At 65.4% G+C, this 18,572-nt stretch carries 16 protein-coding genes; 5 read left to right on the forward strand and 11 right to left on the reverse strand.

Annotation, left to right across the window (positions count from 1 at the left end):
* Positions 1-96 precede the first annotated feature (96 nt).
* The 6 genes from ACIQ3Q_RS13670 to ACIQ3Q_RS13695 all read right to left on the reverse strand — a co-directional run bounded on the left by ACIQ3Q_RS13670 (position 97) and on the right by ACIQ3Q_RS13695 (position 8,725).
* Positions 97-1,551 carry a DUF3999 family protein gene (locus ACIQ3Q_RS13670; protein WP_396269663.1) on the reverse strand — a complete coding sequence of 485 codons (1,455 nt, stop codon included), beginning with the start codon at positions 1,549-1,551 and terminating at the stop codon, positions 97-99.
* Positions 1,548-5,387 carry a DUF2339 domain-containing protein gene (locus tag ACIQ3Q_RS13675; protein ID WP_396269664.1) on the reverse strand — a complete coding sequence of 1,280 codons (3,840 nt, stop codon included), beginning with the start codon at positions 5,385-5,387 and terminating at the stop codon, positions 1,548-1,550. Before ACIQ3Q_RS13675 ends, ACIQ3Q_RS13670 begins: the two co-directional genes overlap by 4 nt.
* Before the next feature lie 177 nt (positions 5,388-5,564).
* On the reverse strand, positions 5,565-7,142 hold the full coding sequence (locus ACIQ3Q_RS13680; RefSeq protein WP_396269665.1) for a DUF11 domain-containing protein: 1,578 nt from the start codon (positions 7,140-7,142) through the stop codon (positions 5,565-5,567).
* Between the two features lie 91 nt (positions 7,143-7,233).
* On the reverse strand, positions 7,234-8,208 hold the full coding sequence (locus ACIQ3Q_RS13685; protein ID WP_396269666.1) for a Bug family tripartite tricarboxylate transporter substrate binding protein: 975 nt from the start codon (positions 8,206-8,208) through the stop codon (positions 7,234-7,236).
* A gap of 14 nt (positions 8,209-8,222) precedes the next feature.
* The gene (locus tag ACIQ3Q_RS13690) at positions 8,223-8,384 is read right to left on the reverse strand and encodes a hypothetical protein (protein WP_396269667.1); all 162 of its coding nucleotides are present in this window, start codon (positions 8,382-8,384) and stop codon (positions 8,223-8,225) included.
* Positions 8,381-8,725, reverse strand: a complete 345-nt coding sequence (locus ACIQ3Q_RS13695; protein ID WP_396269668.1) for a hypothetical protein — start codon at positions 8,723-8,725, stop codon at positions 8,381-8,383. The genes ACIQ3Q_RS13690 and ACIQ3Q_RS13695 overlap by 4 nt, the downstream gene beginning before the upstream one ends.
* A gap of 259 nt (positions 8,726-8,984) precedes the next feature.
* Between ACIQ3Q_RS13695 and ACIQ3Q_RS13700 the strand changes: the two genes are divergently transcribed.
* Entirely contained in the window at positions 8,985-9,221 is a 237-nt protein-coding gene (locus ACIQ3Q_RS13700) for a hypothetical protein (RefSeq protein ID WP_396269669.1), read from the forward strand.
* 145 nt (positions 9,222-9,366) lie between these two features.
* On the opposite strand, the gene ACIQ3Q_RS13705 is transcribed toward ACIQ3Q_RS13700, so the two are convergent.
* Positions 9,367-10,641 (reverse strand): Glu/Leu/Phe/Val dehydrogenase, encoded by a 1,275-nt coding sequence (locus ACIQ3Q_RS13705; RefSeq protein ID WP_396269670.1) that lies wholly within the window; start codon positions 10,639-10,641, stop codon positions 9,367-9,369.
* A gap of 241 nt (positions 10,642-10,882) precedes the next feature.
* Between ACIQ3Q_RS13705 and proC the strand changes: the two genes are divergently transcribed.
* The 3 genes from proC (at position 10,883) to ACIQ3Q_RS13720 (ending at position 13,412) form a co-directional block, all read left to right on the forward strand.
* Positions 10,883-11,728, forward strand: coding sequence for a pyrroline-5-carboxylate reductase (proC, locus tag ACIQ3Q_RS13710; RefSeq protein ID WP_396269671.1), 846 nt, complete (start codon positions 10,883-10,885; stop codon positions 11,726-11,728).
* Between the two features lie 2 nt (positions 11,729-11,730).
* Positions 11,731-13,149, forward strand: a complete 1,419-nt coding sequence (locus tag ACIQ3Q_RS13715) for a GSCFA domain-containing protein (RefSeq protein ID WP_396269672.1) — start codon at positions 11,731-11,733, stop codon at positions 13,147-13,149.
* A gap of 92 nt (positions 13,150-13,241) precedes the next feature.
* Positions 13,242-13,412: a hypothetical protein gene (locus ACIQ3Q_RS13720; protein WP_396269673.1), complete on the forward strand. Its 171-nt coding sequence runs from the start codon at positions 13,242-13,244 to the stop codon at positions 13,410-13,412.
* Between the two features lie 73 nt (positions 13,413-13,485).
* On the opposite strand, the gene ubiA is transcribed toward ACIQ3Q_RS13720, so the two are convergent.
* Positions 13,486-14,391 carry a 4-hydroxybenzoate octaprenyltransferase gene (ubiA, locus tag ACIQ3Q_RS13725; protein ID WP_396269674.1) on the reverse strand — a complete coding sequence of 302 codons (906 nt, stop codon included), beginning with the start codon at positions 14,389-14,391 and terminating at the stop codon, positions 13,486-13,488.
* Positions 14,392-14,545: 154 nt separating this feature from the next.
* On the opposite strand from ubiA, the gene ACIQ3Q_RS13730 reads away from it, so the two are divergent.
* Entirely contained in the window at positions 14,546-15,670 is a 1,125-nt protein-coding gene (locus ACIQ3Q_RS13730; RefSeq protein WP_396269675.1) for an HD-GYP domain-containing protein, read from the forward strand.
* Between the two features lie 21 nt (positions 15,671-15,691).
* Here ACIQ3Q_RS13730 and ACIQ3Q_RS13735 read toward each other — a convergent pair whose 3' ends face one another.
* From ACIQ3Q_RS13735 to ACIQ3Q_RS13745, 3 genes are all read right to left on the reverse strand, one after another.
* Complete coding sequence (locus ACIQ3Q_RS13735; RefSeq protein WP_396269676.1) at positions 15,692-16,231, reverse strand: SRPBCC family protein; 540 nt, start codon at positions 16,229-16,231, stop codon at positions 15,692-15,694.
* Between the two features lie 121 nt (positions 16,232-16,352).
* Entirely contained in the window at positions 16,353-17,009 is a 657-nt protein-coding gene (locus tag ACIQ3Q_RS13740; protein WP_396269677.1) for a helix-turn-helix transcriptional regulator, read from the reverse strand.
* A gap of 132 nt (positions 17,010-17,141) precedes the next feature.
* Positions 17,142-17,885 (reverse strand): DUF6065 family protein, encoded by a 744-nt coding sequence (locus ACIQ3Q_RS13745; RefSeq protein WP_396269678.1) that lies wholly within the window; start codon positions 17,883-17,885, stop codon positions 17,142-17,144.
* Positions 17,886-18,572: the final 687 nt, after the last annotated feature.

Below are 18,572 nucleotides of genomic sequence, written 5' to 3' on the forward strand. Positions count from 1 at the left end.
TGCTAGGACATTTACGACCGATATCACGCCCACCAGCGCCCTTGGACGCCCTGCCCTGTAGGGCTCACGCCGGTCGGATTTATGTGTCAACAGACCCTAGAGATCACGGCTTGCCTTCATCCCCTTCAGCAAGCTGTACGCCATTCCCGCCAACAGCAGCAAGCCGCCCACCAGCGCGGCCCAGAGCCAGGGCGTGTGCTGGCTTGCAGGGGCTACTTTGGCAGCGGTCTCGCTCTGCCCGACTGGCTGAGGCTTTGGCGCTGGGCCTGGGCTTTGGGCCGCTGCGGGCATGTTCACGCTGCCACTGCCCACGGCTTGGTCGGCGCCCAGCGGCATGAGTTGGGCCAGCGGCATGGGGATGCCGGTAGCCTTGGGGTCGCCCCAACTCAAATTGGCGTTATTCGCGTCGCGGGCCAGCAGGATGATCTCGCGGCTGCGGGTGCCGATGCTGAGTTGAGGTGGTGTCGCGCCCCACTCTTGGGTGCTGTGGCGGGCCTCCAAGCGCAGGCGGGTGTAGGGGTTGCCGTCCAGGTGCAGGTCGGGGCTGCTGCGCTCGGGCTGGCCGGGTAGGCTGAGGCGATAGACGGTGGTGCTGAGCAGGGCGTGGCGCTGCACGCCACCGCCCAGTGGCAGGGCAATCTGTGCGCTGTCGCGGTGGCGGGTGAAGAGGCGGTGGCGTCGCGGCTGGGGGCTGGGAGTCAGGGTGACGTCGGTCTCGCCCATTAGGGTCACGGTGGCGACGGTGTTGGGCTGGGCCAGCCCCAAGCGCACGGCGTCCAGCGGCAAGTGGGCGGGCAGACGCCAGGTGCAAGCACTGGACTCGCAGCCAGCGGGGGTGGCCGTCTGCCACTGCAGCGGCGGCGGGCTGGGCAGCACCCGCTCATAGGCCTGCACCTCGGCGCTTTGCAGCGCGGGTGCGGGCCCGTCACCCAGCACCCTTAAGCGCAGGTAGCGGGCGCGCAGGCCGCCCAGGTCCACCTCGTTTTGTTGCAGCGCTTGGCCCTGGTGCTTGAGTTGGGCCACGGTGGCTTGGGGCAGGGCCATCTGCCAGTGGCGCAGGTCGTCGCTGTACTCCAGGCTGAAGCTGAACAGGCCTTGGGCCTGCGGCGCGAGTGTGAGTGCCAGGCTCAGCAGGTTGCCGCTGGCGGCATGGGTGTCGATGACCCAGTCGCTGGCCTGCGGTTTGGCGGCCGGGGGCTGGCGCCAGGCCAGCGTGCCGTCGGGGCGCACTTGCAGCAGCAGGGCCGCGTCCACCGCTGGGCTGGGCTGGGCCGCCGTGGCCAGCGGGAACAGCGGGACGGTGTGGCGGCGAATGGCGGGAGGTGCCTCGCTGGAGGCGTCTGCCCAGGCCCAGGGCAGGGGCGCACCCTGGGCGTTGCGCACGCGCAGGTCTGACAGCTCAGCGTCTTGCGCCAAGGGGTAGAGGGCCGCAGGCAAAGCCACGCGGTAATAGGGCCCCGGGCCACTGAGTTGCAGGGCGGCGCTGCCCGGTGCGGCCAGCACGGCCGGGCTGATGAGCGCCAGCAGCAGGGTTGGGCGATAGACGGTCATGTGGCCTCCGGTTCTTCTTTTTGAGTGCTGGGCACGGGCGCAAAGTAGCCCACCAGCAAGAGCAGCGCGCCCACGCCCATGAAGGAGACGATGCGGTAGAGGCCGCCGCTGTCAGCCAGCTCGACAAAGAAAAGCTTGACCACCACGACCGCCAGCAGCGCGGCTCCGGCGACCCAGGCCCCGCGTGAGCCACGCCGGTTGCCCAGCACCATCACCACCACGCCGGTGAGCGCCCAGGTGATGGACAGCGCAGCTTGCGCCAGCGTCGAGCCCATCAGCGCACTCATCTCCCAGGGAATGCCTGCCAGGTGGTGGCAGGCGCGCAGCACGGCGCCCGTCAGCAGGGCCAGGCCGGTGCTGCCCCACACGGCCACTTGTGCGCGGCCCTCTAGGCGCAACGGGCTGTCTTCGGGCAGCGCGCGCTGCCACAGCAGCAAGGCCATCAGCACCAGGGCATGGCCCATCTCCAGCGGGTTGAGCAGCGGGATGACGGGCAGGGGGGCGGCGTCGCCCGCGCTCCATACGTTAGAGGCCCACAACCACGCCAAGCTCCACAGCGCCAGGGGCGTGGCGCCCACTTGCAGATAAGCGCGCGGGTGGGCCGCCAGCGGCCAGCGGCGGGCCAGTGCCGGGTGGCTCAAGGCCCACAGCACGGCGGCCACCACGGCCACACCACCCAGCATGGCCCAGGCCGAGCCGGGCGCTGCCCAGCGGCTGAGGTGGCTGCTCAGCTCTTGCGCGGCCAAGGCGGTGAAGAGCCACAGGCCCAGTGGGTGCCAGGCGGTAGCCAGGCGCTGGCCGGGCCACTCAGCCGACCAGCGCTTCAGGCTGAAAAGGTGCCAGCCCAGGGCCAAGGGCCAAGCCAACCAGCCCAGGTGCTCGGAGGGCAACCAAGGCTCACGCCGCCACGCTTGAAGGGCACAGTCCGCGCTCGCGAGCAAAGCCAACAAGGGCAGCACGGCCAGCGTGGCTGCGCCCATCTCAGGCCATTGACGGCGTTGGGCAATGGCCCGCATCAGCAGCGCACTCAACAACAGCAGGCCGATCAAGCTGCCCAGCAGCAGATGCTCTTGTCCGGCCCGCTGCAGGGCGTTGCTGATTTCGGGCGCCCACGCCCACAGCCACCACACCAGGCCGGCCACCAGTGGCGCCCAACGCATCAGGCCGCTCTCGCACCAGGCCAGGGGCAGCAGCATGCGGCTGCTGCCGTTGGCTTGCTCGCGCTGGCGCTGTTGGGCCACGCTGTGCAGCAGGCTCAGGCTGGCCAAGGCCACCACGGCTTGCAGCAAGGTGGCGAAGAACTGCACGCTCATGAAAGCGGCCCCGCTGTACCAGGCCTCCCAGCCCGACACCTTGTTGAGGCTCAAGGCCAAACCCACCCCTGCGGCAGCCACCTGCACCCCGCCGCTCAGGGCCACCAGCGGCGTCAGCACGCCACGGGCACCCGCCCAAAGCGTCAGCAGCGCCATCAGCGGCCAGGCCCAGGCCACGGTGGGCCAGGGGGCCACAAACAGCACGGCCAAGTGCAGCAGCGCCGCGCCCGTCACCATGCTGGCTTGCTGGGTGAAGCTCCAGTCGGGCGGCAGGCCGCGCGCCTTGGCGTCTAGCCAAGTGGGGCGTGCTGCCAGCCAGGCGGTGGTGATCAGGCTCAGCGCAATGAACACCGCGCTGGCCAGCGCCTGCCAGCCGTCGGCCAACACCGCACCACTTTCGGTGGCTGCGGGTTGCACGGCGGCCAGCAGGCCCAGCACGGCTAGGCCTTGCAAGGCCAGCACCACTGGGCGCAGCGGTTCGTAGGCCCAGCGCTGGGCAGCGATATACAGCGCCAGACCTAAGGCCGCCGTGCCTGCAGGCGCCCAGATCGGGGTCAACCAGATCCAGGGCAGCAGGTTGAGCGCGCCCACCGCCAGCCACGGCAGGGCGGCCAAGCCGGTGGCTTCCAGCACGGGCAAGGTGGCCAGGGGCTCGCCGGGTGAGCCCTCAGGTTCAACGTCTGCCTCGCCCTGTTGGTGGGCCAGCCACAGCACCATGGCGCAACTGGCGGCCAGCAGCACCGGGCCGAGGGTGGAGCCCTGCAACCAAGGCGCGTTCGGGTTCAGGCTCAGCGACATCTCGCCCAGCAGCTTCCAGGTGGCACCGCCCAGCACGGCCAGCGCAAACACGCGGGCATAGGGCCGCTGCTGGCGCAGGCCCAGCCAGAACATGCCTGCCGCCTCCACGGCCCAAGCCGCGCCCGTCCAGCGGCCTTCCAGCCCCAGCGGAATGGCCAAGGTGCCAAACAACACGGCCACGATCACATAGGCCTCGGCCAACAGCATCAGGCCAGGCTGGCGCTGGGCCAGGGCCAGGCGGGCCAGCAGCAAGTGAAACAGCCCAAAGCCGACAGCCGCCAAGGCCGGGCCTAAGGGCATCTCACGCACCAGCAGGTATTGCAGCGCAAAGGCCGAGACGGGCGCGCCAAACACCAGGGCCGAATCAACCCGACCGACCCGCAGCAAGGCTTGGCCCGCCCGTTGGCCCAGTGAGGCTGTGGCATCCACTCCGCCGTCCAGCAAGGAGCGGCGCGCAAACATCAGGCCGATGCCCGAGAACAGCACACCAAACAGCAGCAAGAAGGCCTGTGTAACGGCATAGTGATCGGGCGTGTAGCGTGCTTGCGCCCAAGCGCCGGAGAGCGTCAAGGTACCCACCAGGGCAATCAGGTGCAGCGGCCGCCAGGCCTTGAACCAGGCCATGCCCGCAATACCGAGGTTCAACACCGTGAGGTAGGTGAACAGGCCCACCGGGCTGGTGGAGCCGGTTGAGACCAGCACGGGCGCGGCAAAGCCTTCAAGCGCGGCCACCACCGCCAAGGCCTGGGCGTTCTGCAGCACCGCCAGCACGCCGCTCAGCACGGTGACGGCCAGCAGGAAGGCAAAGCCCACGCTGGGCTCGATCAGCGGGTGCAGCTTCATCGCCGCCAGGGTGGTCAGATAGAACACCCCGATGCCCGCGCCTTGCAAGATCAATGCATAGGCTTGGCGCCGCTCGCGCAGCCACCAGCCTACGGCCAGCAATGCTGCACCGAGGCCTGCAACACCGGCATAGCGCAGGGGGATTGGCACGGTGGTTCGCTCGGCCGCATAACGCAGCAAGAAGGCCAGCCCCAAGAACAGCAGGACCACGCCGACCTTGACCAGCGTGTTGCCGCCCAAGAGGAACTCGCGCATCGGCGCGGGCAGGCGCTCGATCAGGCTGGGTTCAGGTGCGGCGGGTGGCGCGGGGGTAAAGGCTGGGCGGGGCCCCGGTGCGGCGCTTGCCGCGCTGGAGGCTGCGGTGGGCGTCGGGCTGAGTGAGGCCGCCTCGATGGGCTGCGCGGTGGATGCGGGCGCAGCGCTGCTGACCGCAGCGGGAGCCACCGGCACACGCGCCACTGGCGCGGGGGTGATCACCAGCGGTGCGGTTGCTGGCTTGCCTTCGCTGGGGAGCGTCAAGCGCGACTCTTCGGCAGGCTCAGGGCGAACGGGGGTGGCTGGCGCAGCGGGCTTCTCCGTCGCTGTGGGTGTTGCAGCCGTCGCCGCAGCCGCGGATGCGGGCGGTGCGCCAGGCACCATGCCTCTGGCGAGTTGCGCGACTTGGCTTTCCAGCTCGCTCACGCGCTGGCCCAGCTTCTGCACTTGGCGGCGCAGTGCGGCCACATCTTCAGGGTCGACGGTGGGGGTTTCGTCCTTGGCGGGGGCGGCGCTCTTGGACATCGCCCCACCCACAAACCACCCTGCCACGGCCATGATGAAGGCCGCCACGGGCGAGATAAAAGCGCCCACTATCAATCCGCCTACGGCGGCTAACCATTTCATCGAACCATCCTCCAAGTCGCCAAGCCTCTGAAAGGGCATGGCGCGCGCCGGTCTGGACCCGAGCCAACTCGGGGTGCCAGCGCTTCTTCAAAGGATGCTAACTGCTCGGTGAGGGCGGCCTGTGGGCAAACTGCGCAGAAGCGTGCAGAGCCCCCTAGCGTGTCGTGGCGCGATACCTCAGGGCTTGACGCTGGTGCTGTGCGTCGCCGTGTTGTTGGCCGCGATAGGGTCCGGCGTGCTGCTGCTGAGTGTGGCGGTGCTGCTGAACCTGCCCTTGGCCGTGGGCTGTACCTGGACTTGCACGCTGGCGCTGGCGCCAGCGGCCAAGTTGCCCAGGGTGCAGCTCAGCGGTTTGGTGGCGGTGCACTGGCCTTGGCTGGGCACGGCGCTGAGCAAGCTGCCTTTGGCGGGCAGAGCCAGTTTCAGCTTGAGCTTGTTGGCGCTGGCCTGGCCTGCGTTGGCCACGGTCACTGTGTAGGTCAGGGTTTGGCCCACGCGCACTGGCTCGGGCGTGGCTGTCAAGGTCACGCTGGCGTTGGCGGTGCTGGGGTCGCCGATCTTGGCGGTTTGGCCACCGGCCAAGAGCACGCCGCCATCCGGGGTGAAGGCCATGCCTGCGGAGTTGCTGCCGGGGGCGGTCACCGTCCAGCCGGTGCTGCCGTCGGCGCGCACTTGGGTCAGCGCCATTTGGAACAAGGTGCTGGCGGCCAGATAGGCGTTGTCGTCGGCGTCCAGCAGCATCTGCGCATGCATCAGCAGCGCGTTGCCGGGGCCGTCGGCGTCCAGGTTTTGCCACAGCATCTGGCCTTGGGCATTGAACTTGGCAAATGCCGCACCCGCCGTGCCGCTGTTGGGAAAGCCGCTGATCACCGCTTGGCCCGCGCGGTCGGCCTCAACGCGGAACGCCGCCATGGGGTGGCTGGCCGTCCAGAGCGTGGCGCCTGCAGCGTCCAGCTTGCGCACTTGGCTGCCCGCGCTGCCACTGGGCTGGCCATTGATGAGATAGGCCTGGCCGGTGGTGGTGGCTGCCACATCACCCGCGGTGAGGCTGACATGCCCGGCGCTGGCCCAGGCAAGCTGCCCGGCCGTGCTGAGCTTGAGGTAGCCGTTGCGGCTGGCGGTGATGCCGCGGCCGCTGACCAGCAGGCTGCCGTCTTGGCCCCACTTCATGTTCAGCGGTGCGCCAATGCCGGCGGTGTCGAAGTAGTCCCAGCGCACTTGGCCGTCGGCATCAAAAGCCTTGACGCGGCTGACCAAGCCCAGCGGCCCCATGCCCAGGCCCAGCACATAGCTGTGCCCGGCGGCGTCCACCAACACGCGGCGGGTGGAAGAGCCATCAAAGCTGTTGTCAAACACATGGCGCCACAGCAATTGACCGTCGGGGCTGAACTTCATCAGCACACTGGCGGCGTTGACGGGTGAGGAATAGCCCGAGCGGATGGTGCCGCTGACCCACACCTGGCCCTGTGCATCGGCCGCCACACTGGTGGCCACTTCATGGCGGGTGTTGTCGGTGTTGTCGTATCGCGCTTCCCACAGCACCTGGCCGCTGGCGCTGCGCTTGGTCACCACGATGTCACCGGCCGGCGCGTAGTCCCAAGTGGCGGTATAGGCCTCGCCCTGCGCAGTGGCGGCCACCCCCACCGAGCCTGGGTAGGACACCCACTGCACGCCCACGGCGGCCTGGGCTGAGAGCGCACTGCCGCAGAGCGCGGCAAGGGCCAAAAAGCGAGAGGGCAAAGGGGCGAAGCGCATGGTGTGGGGCCGTCAGTGCAGGAGTGCCCCCAGTGTCTGCGCTTCCGCCCTCAGGCGCGAGACCTAGGCTTGCGCTGCCTCAAGCTTGGCGTCAATCGAGCGCCAAACCCAGGCGTTTGATCACCGGTGCCCAGCGCTCCCGCTCGGCCTCGATCACTCGTTTGAAGTCGGCGGGGCTGCCGCCCACCGGGCTCAGGCCTTGGGCATTCATGGTGGCGCGCACGGCGGGGTCTTGCAGTGCGGCATTCACATCGGCATTGACCTTTTGCACCACCGCGTCGGGTGTGCCGGCGGGCATCAGCAGGCCGTTCCAGGCCAGCGATTCCACCTTGGGATAGCCCATGGCCGCCATGGTGGGCAGCTCGCGCAGGCTCTCTGGGTGCTGGCTGCTGCTGACGGCCAAGAGCCGCACCTTGCCGTTGCGCACATGGGCCAACATGGCGGGCGCGACCATGAAAGTGGCTTGAGTCTCACCTTGGGCCACAGCCATGGCCGACGGCGGCGAGCCATTGAAGGGGATGTGCGTGGCCGTGAGCCCGGCCTCGGCCAAGAACAGCTCCATGGTCAAGTGGGCCGAGCTGCCCACGCCCAGCGACGAATAGCTCCAGCCCTGGGGCTGCGCCTTGGCCCAAGCGATGAAGGCTTTGACATCTTGGGCTGGCACCTTGTCGGTGCTCACCGCCAGCACATTCGGCTGCGAGGTGGTCATCACCACCGGCACCAAGTCCTTCACCGGGTCGTAAGGCACCTTTTTGTACAGAAACGGCGCATAAGCCACCGGGCCATTGAAGCCCACCGCCAGGGTGTGCCCGTCGGTGGCCTTGGCCGCCACGTCCACGCCCAGCATGCCGCCCGCACCGGCTTTGTTTTCCACCACCACCGGCTGGCCCCAGCGGTCTTTGAGCTTGTCGGCCAAGAGCCGGGCAATGATGTCCAGCGAGCTGCCGGCCGGGGCTGGCACAACGACGCGCACGGCCTTGGTGGGCCAGGCCACGCCTTGCGCAGTGGCGGTCAAGGGGCTGAGGGCAGCGCAGACGGCGGTGCCAAGAAGCAGGCGGCGATGCATGGAAACCTCGTCAATCAAGGAGGGAGTTGGAGTTTGAAGTATCCGCCACCCGCCAAGGGCTGGGTGGGTGCAATGCTGCTGCCTGGCCGGGCCAAGCAGAACTTCAGCAGGTAGTTCAACACCCACTTGGCTTGAGAGGCGTCGCGCCAGGTGCCCTCGGTCAGCACGGGGGTCAAGGGGGGGTCTCGATGTCCTTGGGCCTGAGCAGCAAAGAAAACACATCACCGCCGTCCTCTTTGATCAAGGAGGCATCGGTCAGGGCCAGGTGCGCCACTTGCTTGCTGGGGCGCAGCACCGAGTCGCGGGTGATCACTTCCAACTCGCAGTCCTGGTGCAGCCGGTACGCTCGCTGGGGCTCCAGGTGCGGACGGGCGCCAATGGTGTTCAAAGCGGCCAGCGCTTCGGTTTGGCTCATCTGCAGGTGCAGGTTCAAGCTCTGTTCTTCTTCGGAATAGCCGCCCGAGCAGGCGAGCAAGGTCGGGATCAGCGCACCGATCAAAAGCAATCTTGTGGTCATGTTGGGGTGCGAGGCTGGCGCAGGGCCGGCCGTGTGGCAGCGTGAAGACGGGGGGCACCCTGGGGGGCCAGGTGTGGGAGGCGCAGGCGAGGCCTTACGCGGTGTGGCCGCGCAGCCGTGCCTGGGCAGGCTCAATCAGCGGCGGGCTTGAGGGGGCCGTGACAAGCGGCCCCGTGGCACAAGCGCTGGTTCAGCTAACGGCCGCTCGCAAGGCCTATCCGCCGCACGGAGAGCGTTTCCTGTGGGGATGAGGCTGGGCATGCACTCGGCCACCTCGCTGAAGGCGTCGAATGCGGTGGGGACGGGCGCCGTTGCGGTAAGCGCGCAGGGCGTGGAGGCTTCAGCAGCGGGCGCTATTGCGGCGAGCCCGCTGGTCAAGGCGGCATGGCTCGCGGGGCTGTGCTGCCATGGCGACTGGCCAAAAGCAGGCGCACTGAGCCACCAGTACAAAGCACAAAACAAGACGAAGCACACACGCATAGCGGCGGGATTGTAGTGAAGACCCGCTGGATGGCGCACGCTGGGCGCATGCTTTTGCAGAGCCCGCAGAAAAGCCGCCCCGGGCCTAGGGCCCGAGGCGGCTGTCAACACGGTGCCCTCGCACCGCGCTCTTGCTCAACTGAGAAGAATGACCTTGCGGATCAGGGGTACAGGCCGCGCTCTTCGCGGGCCGTGAGGATGCGCTCGCAGGCCACGGCAAAGGTGGCGGTGCGCAAGGTGATCTTGTGCTCGTCGGCCACGGTCCAGATGCGCTTGAGCGCGTCGACCATGATCTTGTCCAGGCGCACATTGATCTCGTCTTCGCTCCAGAAGAAGCTGGAGAAGTCCTGCACCCACTCGAAGTAAGAGACGGTCACGCCACCGGCGTTGCAGATCACATCGGGCACCACCAAGATGCCGCGGTCGGCCAACACGTCGTCTGCAGAGCCCAGGGTCGGGCCGTTGGCGCCTTCCAGCACCAGCTTGGCGCTGATGCGGCGGGCGCGCTCGGCGGTGATCTGGCCTTCCAGGGCGGCGGGGATCAGGATGTCGCACTTGACGTCCCAGAACTCCTCGGCGTTCATCTTCTCGCCGCCCTTGAAGCCGCCCACGCCACCGGTGGCGCGCACATGGGGCATCAGTTCAGCCAAGTCGAAACCGTTGTCGTTAAAGATGGTGCCCGAGTGGTCTTGGATGGCGACGATCTTGGCGCCAGCCTGCACAAACAGCTCACCAGCGGCCGAGCCCACATTGCCAAAGCCTTGCACGGCGACGCGGGCGCCTTGCAGTTCAAGGTTGATGCGGCGGGCCGCTTCACGGCCGGTGACGAACACGCCACGGCCGGTGGCCTTGACGCGGCCCAGCGAGCCGCCCAAGTGGATGGGCTTGCCGGTGACCACACCGGTGGCGGTGGCGCCCACGTTCATGGAGTAGGTGTCCATCATCCAGGCCATGATCTGGCCGTTGGTGTTGACGTCCGGGGCCGGGATGTCTTGCTGCGGGCCGATGATGAAGCCGATCTCGCTGGTGTAGCGGCGGGTCAGCTTTTCAAGTTCTTTTTGCGAGAGCTTTTTCGGGTCGACGCGCACGCCGCCCTTGGCGCCGCCGTAGGGCAGGTTGACGGCGGCGGTCTTGACGCTCATCCAGGCCGACAGGGCCATCACTTCTTCCAGCGTCACGTCGGGGTGGTAGCGCACGCCACCCTTGCCGGGGCCGCGCGACATGTTGTGCTGCACGCGGTAGCCCTCGTAGTGGGCCACGGTGCCGTCGTCCAACTCGATGGGGATGTCCACGATCAGCGCACGCTTGGGGCGCTTGAGCGTCTCGACCCAACGGGCCAGGTGGCCCAGGTACGGGGTCACTTGATCCACCTGCATCAGGTAGGTGCCCCAAGGGCTGTCGGGGGTCGGGGTGACGAAGGACAGATTGCTGATCATGACGAGGGTGCTCCTGGGTGTAGAAGGGCGTGCCCGCTGGCCTCATGAGTCAGCGTTAACGCATGGGTGGGCACTCTATTCGGCCTGCGACCGAATTTGTCACCGTCCCTCATGCAAGATATGCATAAAGTCTGATGGGGGCTTTTATGCCGCATGAGTGTTGACCCTGATTCCCGCGCTCAGTCACCCCTCGCGTTGTGCCTTCGCCTTGCCGTGCGACAGGGCTCATTACACTGCCGTCATGAGCACTTCTGATACTCCTTCTGTGGCCCCCTTGCGGGTGGCGTTCATTGGCGGCGGCAATATGGCGCGGGCCATTTTGGGCGGCCTCTTGCAAGCGGGCTGGCCAGCCGAGGCTCTGCAAGTGGTGGAGCCCTTTGCCGACACCGCCGAAGCGCTGCGTCGTGACTTCAACATCTGCGTGCATGCGGCCGCCAGCGCCGCCTTGGCCGAGGCGCAGATCGTCGTCTGGGCTGTCAAGCCGCAGCTTTTTCAAGAGGCCGCAGCACCCTGCCAGGCGCACATCAGCGGTGCTTTGCAGCTCTCGGTGATGGCCGGCTTGCGCAGCGAGGCCATTGCCCGCGCCAGCGGCAGCGCCCGCGTGGTGCGCTGCATGCCCAACACCCCGGCGCTGATCGGCCAAGGCATGACGGGCCTGTTCGCCAGCGCTGCCGTCACGGCGGCTGAGCGTGACGCCGCCCAAGCCCTGCTGGCCACCACCGGCAAGACCCTGTGGGTCGAGCGCGAGGAGCTGCTGGATGCGGTGACCGCTGTGTCGGGCTCTGGCCCGGCCTATGTGTTCTATCTGCTTGAAGCCATGACTGAGGCTGGCGTGGCCCAGGGGCTGAGCCCCGAACAGGCCTATGCCTTGGCCCAGCAAACCGTGGTGGGCGCGGGCGCCCTGGCCCAGCAAAGCAGCGAGCCCGCCGCCGTGCTGCGCCAGCGCGTGACCTCCAAGGGCGGCACCACGCACGCCGCCATCACCGCCTTGGACGAGGCCGGGGTCAAGGCCAGCGTTGTGGCCGCGCTGGGGGCGGCAGGCCGCCGCGCCCAAGAGCTGGGTGACGAGTTTGGGGCGGTGGCCTGAGCATGGCGCACCAGGTCATCCCCGGCGAGCAGGCCCGGCAGTTCTATCGCACGAACCCCTGGGCCAAGTGGCCCACGCGAGACAAGCCCGACCGCCTCTCGCCCTTGGCAGAGCCCGCTACGGGGCCGCTGTTTGGGCTGTCTGGCCGAGAAAAAGTCTTCTGCATTGGCTCGTGCTTTGCGCGCGAGATTGAAGAAACCCTGGATCGCCGGGGCTTTGAGGTTTTGTCGCTGCGGCGGGACTTTCCCCGCTCTCCGAACCGCGGTTTGCCGGACCGCAATATGTTCAACAAGTACAACGTCGGCACGGTGCTCAATGAGCTTCGCTGGGCTCTGGAGGCCCCGGGCAGCTACCGGCATGAAGACGTCTTGCTGAACGCGCCTCACAACCAATTGGTGCAAGACTTGCAACTCCAAGGCGAGGCCTATGCCGAAGAGTGGGGTTTTGCGGTGGCCTTTCGGGAGGCGTTCAACCGCTTCTTCGCCACCATTGCCCAGGCCGATGTGGTGGTGCTCACCCTGGGTTTGAGCGAAGCCTGGTTTGACCGTCAGACCGAGCTTTACCTGAACGCCGCGCCCACCGAGCATATGGTGGCGGCCTACCCAGGGCGCTTTGAGCTGCATGTGCTGGATGTCGCTGCCACGGCCGCTATGCTCGACGAGATCGACGCCATTTTGCAGGCCCATCTCAAGCTCGATTTCAAGCTGCTCATCACCGTCTCGCCAGTGCCCTTGGCCTCGACCTTTCGCGACCAAGATGTGCTGGTGGCCAATACCTATTCCAAGGCTGTGTTGCGCGCCTGTGTGGATGGCTTTGTGCAGCAGCGGCCCCACGCGCGCTACTTCCCGAGCTATGAGTTTGTCACGCTGAGCCACCCCGAGCTGGTCTGGCGGGCGGATGACTTTCGGCATGTGGACACCCAGTTTGTGGACTACCTGATGGCCTCGGTGTTGAATGGCGTGGAGGGCCTGGAGGCCGAAGCCACCCAGAGCCGTGCAGCCGTCCGCCAGAAGTTGCTGGCCAGCAAGCACCCCTCAAGCAGCCTGTGGGCCGGTGGTTGGGCGCGCTGGTGGCAGCGCCTGCGCCAAGTCTGGAAGAGCCATCGCAAGCAGCAGCGGCTGGCCCGCAAAACCGTGCGCAGCCACTTGGACCGCTGGGATGGCCGGCGCCTGCAGGGCTGGGTCTATGACGAGCGCCACACCCAAGCCGTGGAGATCAGCGTCTGGGTGAACGATGCCCTGTGGATCAAAACGCTGGCCGATGAGGAGCGGGTAGACGTGGCCGACGCCTTTGGCCCTGAGCGCTTGCACTGCGGATTCCTCATCACGCTGACAGCGCTGCCCCCCGGGGCGAAGGTGTTGACCTTGCGGGTTGGGGACGTGCTGCTCAAGACCATTCCCCTCAACCCGCCCAAAGATTGATCCTGTCAGCCCTGACAGTGCCGCATCAGTCAACGACTTGCTGCAATGCAGGGGTGCGCGATGTTGCGCACGTTTTGTAGATGGGAGATTGAATGACAACAGCAAACCACCTTGCACTGCGCGAGCTGAGCCAGGCCGAGCTGACCCAAGCGGTGGGCGGCGCGGCAGAGTCCGTTGACGGCTTCATCCTCTCAGAGGGCTTTATCCTCTCTGAGTCGGTGACCCCGGTGGTCGGCACCGAAGGCTTCATCCTGTCGGAGTAATGTGCCTCTAGGCGCAACAGCGCCCTGGCCCACCGCTTGGTGGGCCAATTGCCCGTGCGGCGCGCGCAGCCTTTCAGCGCAGCATCAAGGCCAACACAATCCCCGCAAACACCGCCAAGCCCACCCAGTGGTTGAGGCGGAAGGCTTTGAAGCAGCCGTCGCGGCTGCGGTCTTTGATCAGGGTGTAGTGCCACAGTGCTTGCACGGCGCCCAGCGCGGTGCCCAGCAAGGCCACATGGCCCAGGCCCAGCATCTGGCTCAGCACGGCCCAACTGCCCAGGTAGATGACGTAGAAGGCCATCACCCCCAGCACATCAAAGCGGCCTAAGGTGATGGCCGAGGTTTGAATGCCCACGCGCAGGTCGTCGTCGCGGTCGACCATGGCGTACTCGGTGTCATAGGCCAGCACCCAAAACAGGTTGCCCAGTAGCAGCCACCAAGCGTGCGGCGGCACGGCGGCGTTCACGGCTTCTAGGCTCCACTCTTGCCCGCCTTGCACGGCCGAAAACGCCATGGGAATGCCAAAGCTGAAGGCCACGCCCAGCACGGCCTGGGGCATGGACAGCACGCGCTTGGCCCAAGGGTAGGCGATGGCGATGAGCAAGGCCGGCACCGACAACATGATGGTGGGCGGATTGGTGGTGAGCACCAACCCAAAGGCCAGCAGCGCCAAAACGGCGCCCAAGAGCAGCGCCTCTTTGACAGAGACTTGCCCGCTGGTGACGGGCCGCTGCGCGGTGCGTTTGACATGCTTGTCAAAGTCGCGGTCGGCCACGTCGTTGATGCAGCAACCCGCCGAGCGCATCAGCACGGTGCCTGCGGTAAACACCGCCACCAAGTGCCAGCCCGGAAAGCCATCTGCCGCCATCCACAGTGCGGCCAGCGTGGGCCACAGCAGCAAGAGCCAACCGGCTGGGCGGTCCCAGCGGATCAGGTTGAGGTAGAGAGCAAGGCGGGTGGGCGAGGTTTCAGCAGTCATGGGCAAGCCCAGAGTGGTGCGCGCCGCATTATCAGCCGGGGGTCCAGCCTATTCATGTGCTCTACCCCCTTTTGACGGGTTGCATCGCGAGGCCCGCACCGTTACCCTGGGGCGGCTGTCATCCGCTGTTATGGATCTCAAAGACATTCCATCCTTGGCGCCCCTTGCCGCCCTGCACCCTGTGGCGCAGGCCTCGGCCCCTGAAGGTTTGAACGAACGCATTCGCGTGCTGCACCAGCGCATTTGCGCGGCAGCACCCGGCGTGGCCCGCGTGGCCTGTGCCTTGTATGAGCCCGACTCCGGCCTGCTCAAAACCCTGGCCCACAGCACCTGCGAGGGCAAGCCGTTGACGGGCTATCAGTTTGCGCTGGCCCAAAGCCCTAGCCTGCTGAGTTTGGCCCGCGAGCGCCGCACCCGCGTGATTGACGACATCCCCGCCATGCAACCCGGCCAGTCCGAGCACAGCCGCTGGCTGCGCGAGCAAGGCTATCAAAGCTCCTACACCGTGCCCCTGGAGCACAACGGTGAGTTTGACGGCTTTGTGTTCTTTGATTCCCGCGAGCCAGCTTACTTCAGCCCGGCCATCACGGCCCAGTTAGACATCTACGGCCAACTGGTGGCCTTGATGATCAGCCATGAGCTGCTGTCCATCCGCGCCCTGGTGGGCTCAGTCAAACTGGCGCGCGAGTTTGCCCACCTGCGCGATATCGAAACCGGCGTGCACCTGGACCGCATGGCCCACTACGTGCGCCTGATCGCCCAAGGTGTGGCCGTTCAGCACCGGCTCAGCGACGAGTTCATCGAGCTGCTGTTCTTGTTCGCGCCCCTGCATGACCTGGGCAAGGTGGGCGTGCCCGACGAAGTGCTGCTCAAGCCCGCCCCCTTGAGCCCCGACGAGCGCCGCACCATGCAGGCCCACGTGGACAAAGGCAGCGTGATGGTGGCGCGGCTGTTGCGCAGCTTCCGGCTGGACGCCATGTCGGGTGTCAGCGTCTTGCGCAATTTGGTGGCCAGCCACCACGAGCTGATGGACGGCAGCGGCTACCCCCGCGGCTTGCGCGGTGAGGCCATACCCATCGAGGCCCGCATCGTGGCGGTGGCCGATGTCTTTGACGCCCTGACCAGCCAGCGCCCCTACAAGGACGCTTGGCCCCTGCAACGCGCCTATGACGCCCTAGAGGCCATGGCCCAACGCGGCCAACTGGACGCCGACTGCGTGCGCGCCCTGCAAGACGGTGTGGTGGACGTGCTGGCCATCATGGCCCGCTTTGCCGAGTAGGGCAGCAGGGCGCCGCGCCCTTCACGCGCCTTCCACCACCTTTTTCAGCTTGGCCAGGCCGCGCTCAAAGTCGGGGCCGATCATGGCGTCCATGCTCACAAACACGCTCATCACCTTGGAGACAAAAGGCATGGGGCCGGTCATGCGCCACAGCATTTCGGTTTCGGCGCCCTTGGGGCTCAGGGTGTACTCGGCCATGTTCTGGCTGGCAAAGGGCTCGATGAAGTCCAGCTTGAGCAACACCTTGGTGGGCGGCTCAGCGCGCTTGATCTCCATGCGGCCCTCGCCCACCTCGCTATTGCCCTTCCAGACATAGACCGAGCCCTCGCCGCTGGCCGGGCCAGAGAACGTGCGCGTCATGGCCGGGTCCAGGTGCTCCCAGGGCGACCATTTGCCGAATTGCTGAAAGTCCGCCAGCAGCGGGTAGATGGCATCGGGTGCGGCCTTGATGGTGATGCGCCGCTCGACCGCAAAGGTGTCGGGCTTGGTCAGGGCCAAGCCCACGACCACCACCACGGCCAGCGCCAAAAGGCCGCCAATGCGCTTGATCCATGTCCACATGTTGTGCTCCTCGTGTGTGGGCCTGCCTGCCATCGTGCAGGTATCCAAGACATTCTGAGCGCAAGCGGGGGTGGCTGAGCCCCTGCGGACAAGGGGGATACCCTTGGGCGATCAACAGGCCTCAGGCCGCCAGACGCGGGCCTTCACGGTGCGGGGCGCACTGGCGCAGCGTGCCCACCAGCGGCGGCAGGCAGGCCACTTGCTGCACCAAGTCGCGGATGCTTGCCACCCCGGTTTTGGCTCGAATGCTGGCCACTTGGGTGCGCACCGTGGCGATCTTCACGCCATGGTGTTCGGCAATCTCCTGCGGCGTCTGACCTTGGCACAAGGCCAGCAAGACCTGCTCTTCACAGCGCGAGAGCTGGTAGGCCCGCGCAAAGGCCTGGGCCGCCAGCGCGCTGACCATCTGCCGCCGCGCCATCACCACCAGCACCGCCCCGGTGTGGCCGTGAGCTGCACGCAGTGGCACAACCGACAAGCGCACCCCACCGCGCGCCGCGCCCACCACCACCATACGCCGCAGGCCCTTGGTGGCGGCGTCTTGCAAAGCCTCGCGCAGCGGCGTGGCGTCGCGCGGGTCGCGGGCAAACAGGTGCTGTTGGTGCATCAGCAGCGGGTGGTCCTCGTCCAGCTCTGTTTCGGCCGCATGGTTCATGTGCAGCAGCTCCAGCTGCGGGCTCAGCAACATCAGGCCGTAATCCACCTCGTCCAAGACGCCTGCCAAGATATCCAAATGCCGGTCGCTTTGGCGACGGCGCTCCACCATGTGCATCAACATACATCACCCCTCTTGTTGAGAAACCCGCCGCCAACGCGGTGCTTGGCGGTGAAGTGATCATCAAGAAAGAGGAGGGTGATGACACCTACCTGCACAGGTAGGAGTGAGCGTCGATGGCGTTTGCCACAACGCCTATTCGGTACGACGACCTTTCCTAACTTCGCGGGCGTAGTCGCCTAGCTGATGCGTTTCATCCGGCGTAAGGGCTCGAATGGTTTTCCTGAAAGCTGCCCAGTCCAGTTCGCCTTCTTCCAAAGAGTTCCCACTACTTCCAAAGGCGCTAATCACCCTCGACTGACCGCCTCCCAAAAAAGAGTCTCTCTTGAACGCTTGAACTTGGAACAGAGGCTCCGTGAAGCGGAAGTAGATGGGGTTCTCTGTGTCTAGCAACTGAATGTTGATGAACAGGGGTGACGGCCGAAACACATCGGACTCGACAATACCTTCAAATGCACGGTATTGATTGGATTGAAAGGTATTCACGAGTCCTCTGGAGAGGCTAATCCAGCCGGGATCCGTTTCATAAAGATAACCAGACCATACCTGTAATACGCCGCGTGTAGAAGCAATCTTTGTGAGGTATGGCGGAGCAAGCCCCTTGAGTTCAGGTGGAGCCCTTTCATTCCAGAGGGCGGTCAGTCCCGGCAGAAATGCTTGGCTCAATGGCACCCAGTCTTGATTGTGATAAATCAGAATGTCAATGCCGTTAAATTTGATAGCAAAATCGATTGGGGGATGAATTATCCAGCCGATGCTGGATGCCGTTCGCACTGCTTCGCAATATCTAAAGGCAGTGAGTGGTAAGCTATCCATGGCGCTTGAGCTTGCCTTAAATGGATCAAGTGAGCCAGGAAAAACTTTGTAGAACCTAATCATAGTGATTCAGATAAGCGCAATTCGCACATGCATGTTTTCAAGTGCATTGCAATCTCTGGAAAGGAGTCAATCTTCAGTTGCGCAGATATCTTGCTTCGAACCCACTCCCGAACGGAACAGATCCAAGAAATACTGCAAAACTGATGGTGGAATCCAAACGCCACCAAAACAGACTGTCCCGTTATCAATGAATTCCAGATGTTCGTTGCACGAGGAGGGTAATTCACCGGTTACGATCAAATTTTGCGAGGTGCAATCATCCATGTAACATCCCCTTGTAAGTAAATCGAAACGGTAAATTTTTTGCCCGAATTGTGGAGGCGTTCTCGTCCTAAGCTGCCAAGTTATTTATATTTGCCCTCGGAGCAAGTTGATAATAAATTCCAAAATATGAGGCGGAATGTGTCCCCCGCCATATGCAGAAAAATCGGCGGAATCATTGCTGTAAGTATTGCCGGGCAAAGGTGGGGTTTGACCATCTATAGAGAATTCGTCCGAACTCCGGATGATTGGATCTTGACCCTGTGTGACAGGCGAATCAATGCAAGAGAGGTGTGTAGTTGTCAAGCCCCGGGAGATCATTCACACGTTTTGTGAAGAGCTTGGGGTGTGAGGCGTGCCATTTTTTCAGGGCCTCGATGGGGGTCTGGTGGTTGAGGGCGCGTTGAGGAATTCGATGGTTGTAGG

The organism is Ideonella sp. (assembly GCF_044358605.1).
Classification (GTDB): Bacteria; Pseudomonadota; Gammaproteobacteria; order Burkholderiales; family Burkholderiaceae_C; genus Ideonella.

What these genes read in the sequence shown, in the direction of transcription:
- ACIQ3Q_RS13735 (WP_396269676.1), bottom strand. Translation starts at nt 16,231, where the DNA reads ATGTGGACATGGATCAAGCGCATTGGCGGCCTTTTGGCGCTGGCCGTG.
- ACIQ3Q_RS13685 (WP_396269666.1), bottom strand. Translation starts at nt 8,208, where the DNA reads ATGCATCGCCGCCTGCTTCTTGGCACCGCCGTCTGCGCTGCCCTCAGC.
- ACIQ3Q_RS13700 (WP_396269669.1), top strand. Translation starts at nt 8,985, where the DNA reads ATGCACTCGGCCACCTCGCTGAAGGCGTCGAATGCGGTGGGGACGGGC.
- ACIQ3Q_RS13720 (WP_396269673.1), top strand. Translation starts at nt 13,242, where the DNA reads ATGACAACAGCAAACCACCTTGCACTGCGCGAGCTGAGCCAGGCCGAG.
- ACIQ3Q_RS13675 (WP_396269664.1), bottom strand. Translation starts at nt 5,387, where the DNA reads ATGAAATGGTTAGCCGCCGTAGGCGGATTGATAGTGGGCGCTTTTATC.
- proC (WP_396269671.1), top strand. Translation starts at nt 10,883, where the DNA reads ATGAGCACTTCTGATACTCCTTCTGTGGCCCCCTTGCGGGTGGCGTTC.
- ACIQ3Q_RS13705 (WP_396269670.1), bottom strand. Translation starts at nt 10,641, where the DNA reads ATGATCAGCAATCTGTCCTTCGTCACCCCGACCCCCGACAGCCCTTGG.
- ubiA (WP_396269674.1), bottom strand. Translation starts at nt 14,391, where the DNA reads ATGACTGCTGAAACCTCGCCCACCCGCCTTGCTCTCTACCTCAACCTG.
- ACIQ3Q_RS13715 (WP_396269672.1), top strand. Translation starts at nt 11,731, where the DNA reads ATGGCGCACCAGGTCATCCCCGGCGAGCAGGCCCGGCAGTTCTATCGC.
- ACIQ3Q_RS13740 (WP_396269677.1), bottom strand. Translation starts at nt 17,009, where the DNA reads ATGTTGATGCACATGGTGGAGCGCCGTCGCCAAAGCGACCGGCATTTG.
- ACIQ3Q_RS13695 (WP_396269668.1), bottom strand. Translation starts at nt 8,725, where the DNA reads ATGACCACAAGATTGCTTTTGATCGGTGCGCTGATCCCGACCTTGCTC.
- ACIQ3Q_RS13670 (WP_396269663.1), bottom strand. Translation starts at nt 1,551, where the DNA reads ATGACCGTCTATCGCCCAACCCTGCTGCTGGCGCTCATCAGCCCGGCC.
- ACIQ3Q_RS13680 (WP_396269665.1), bottom strand. Translation starts at nt 7,142, where the DNA reads ATGCGCTTCGCCCCTTTGCCCTCTCGCTTTTTGGCCCTTGCCGCGCTC.
- ACIQ3Q_RS13745 (WP_396269678.1), bottom strand. Translation starts at nt 17,885, where the DNA reads ATGATTAGGTTCTACAAAGTTTTTCCTGGCTCACTTGATCCATTTAAG.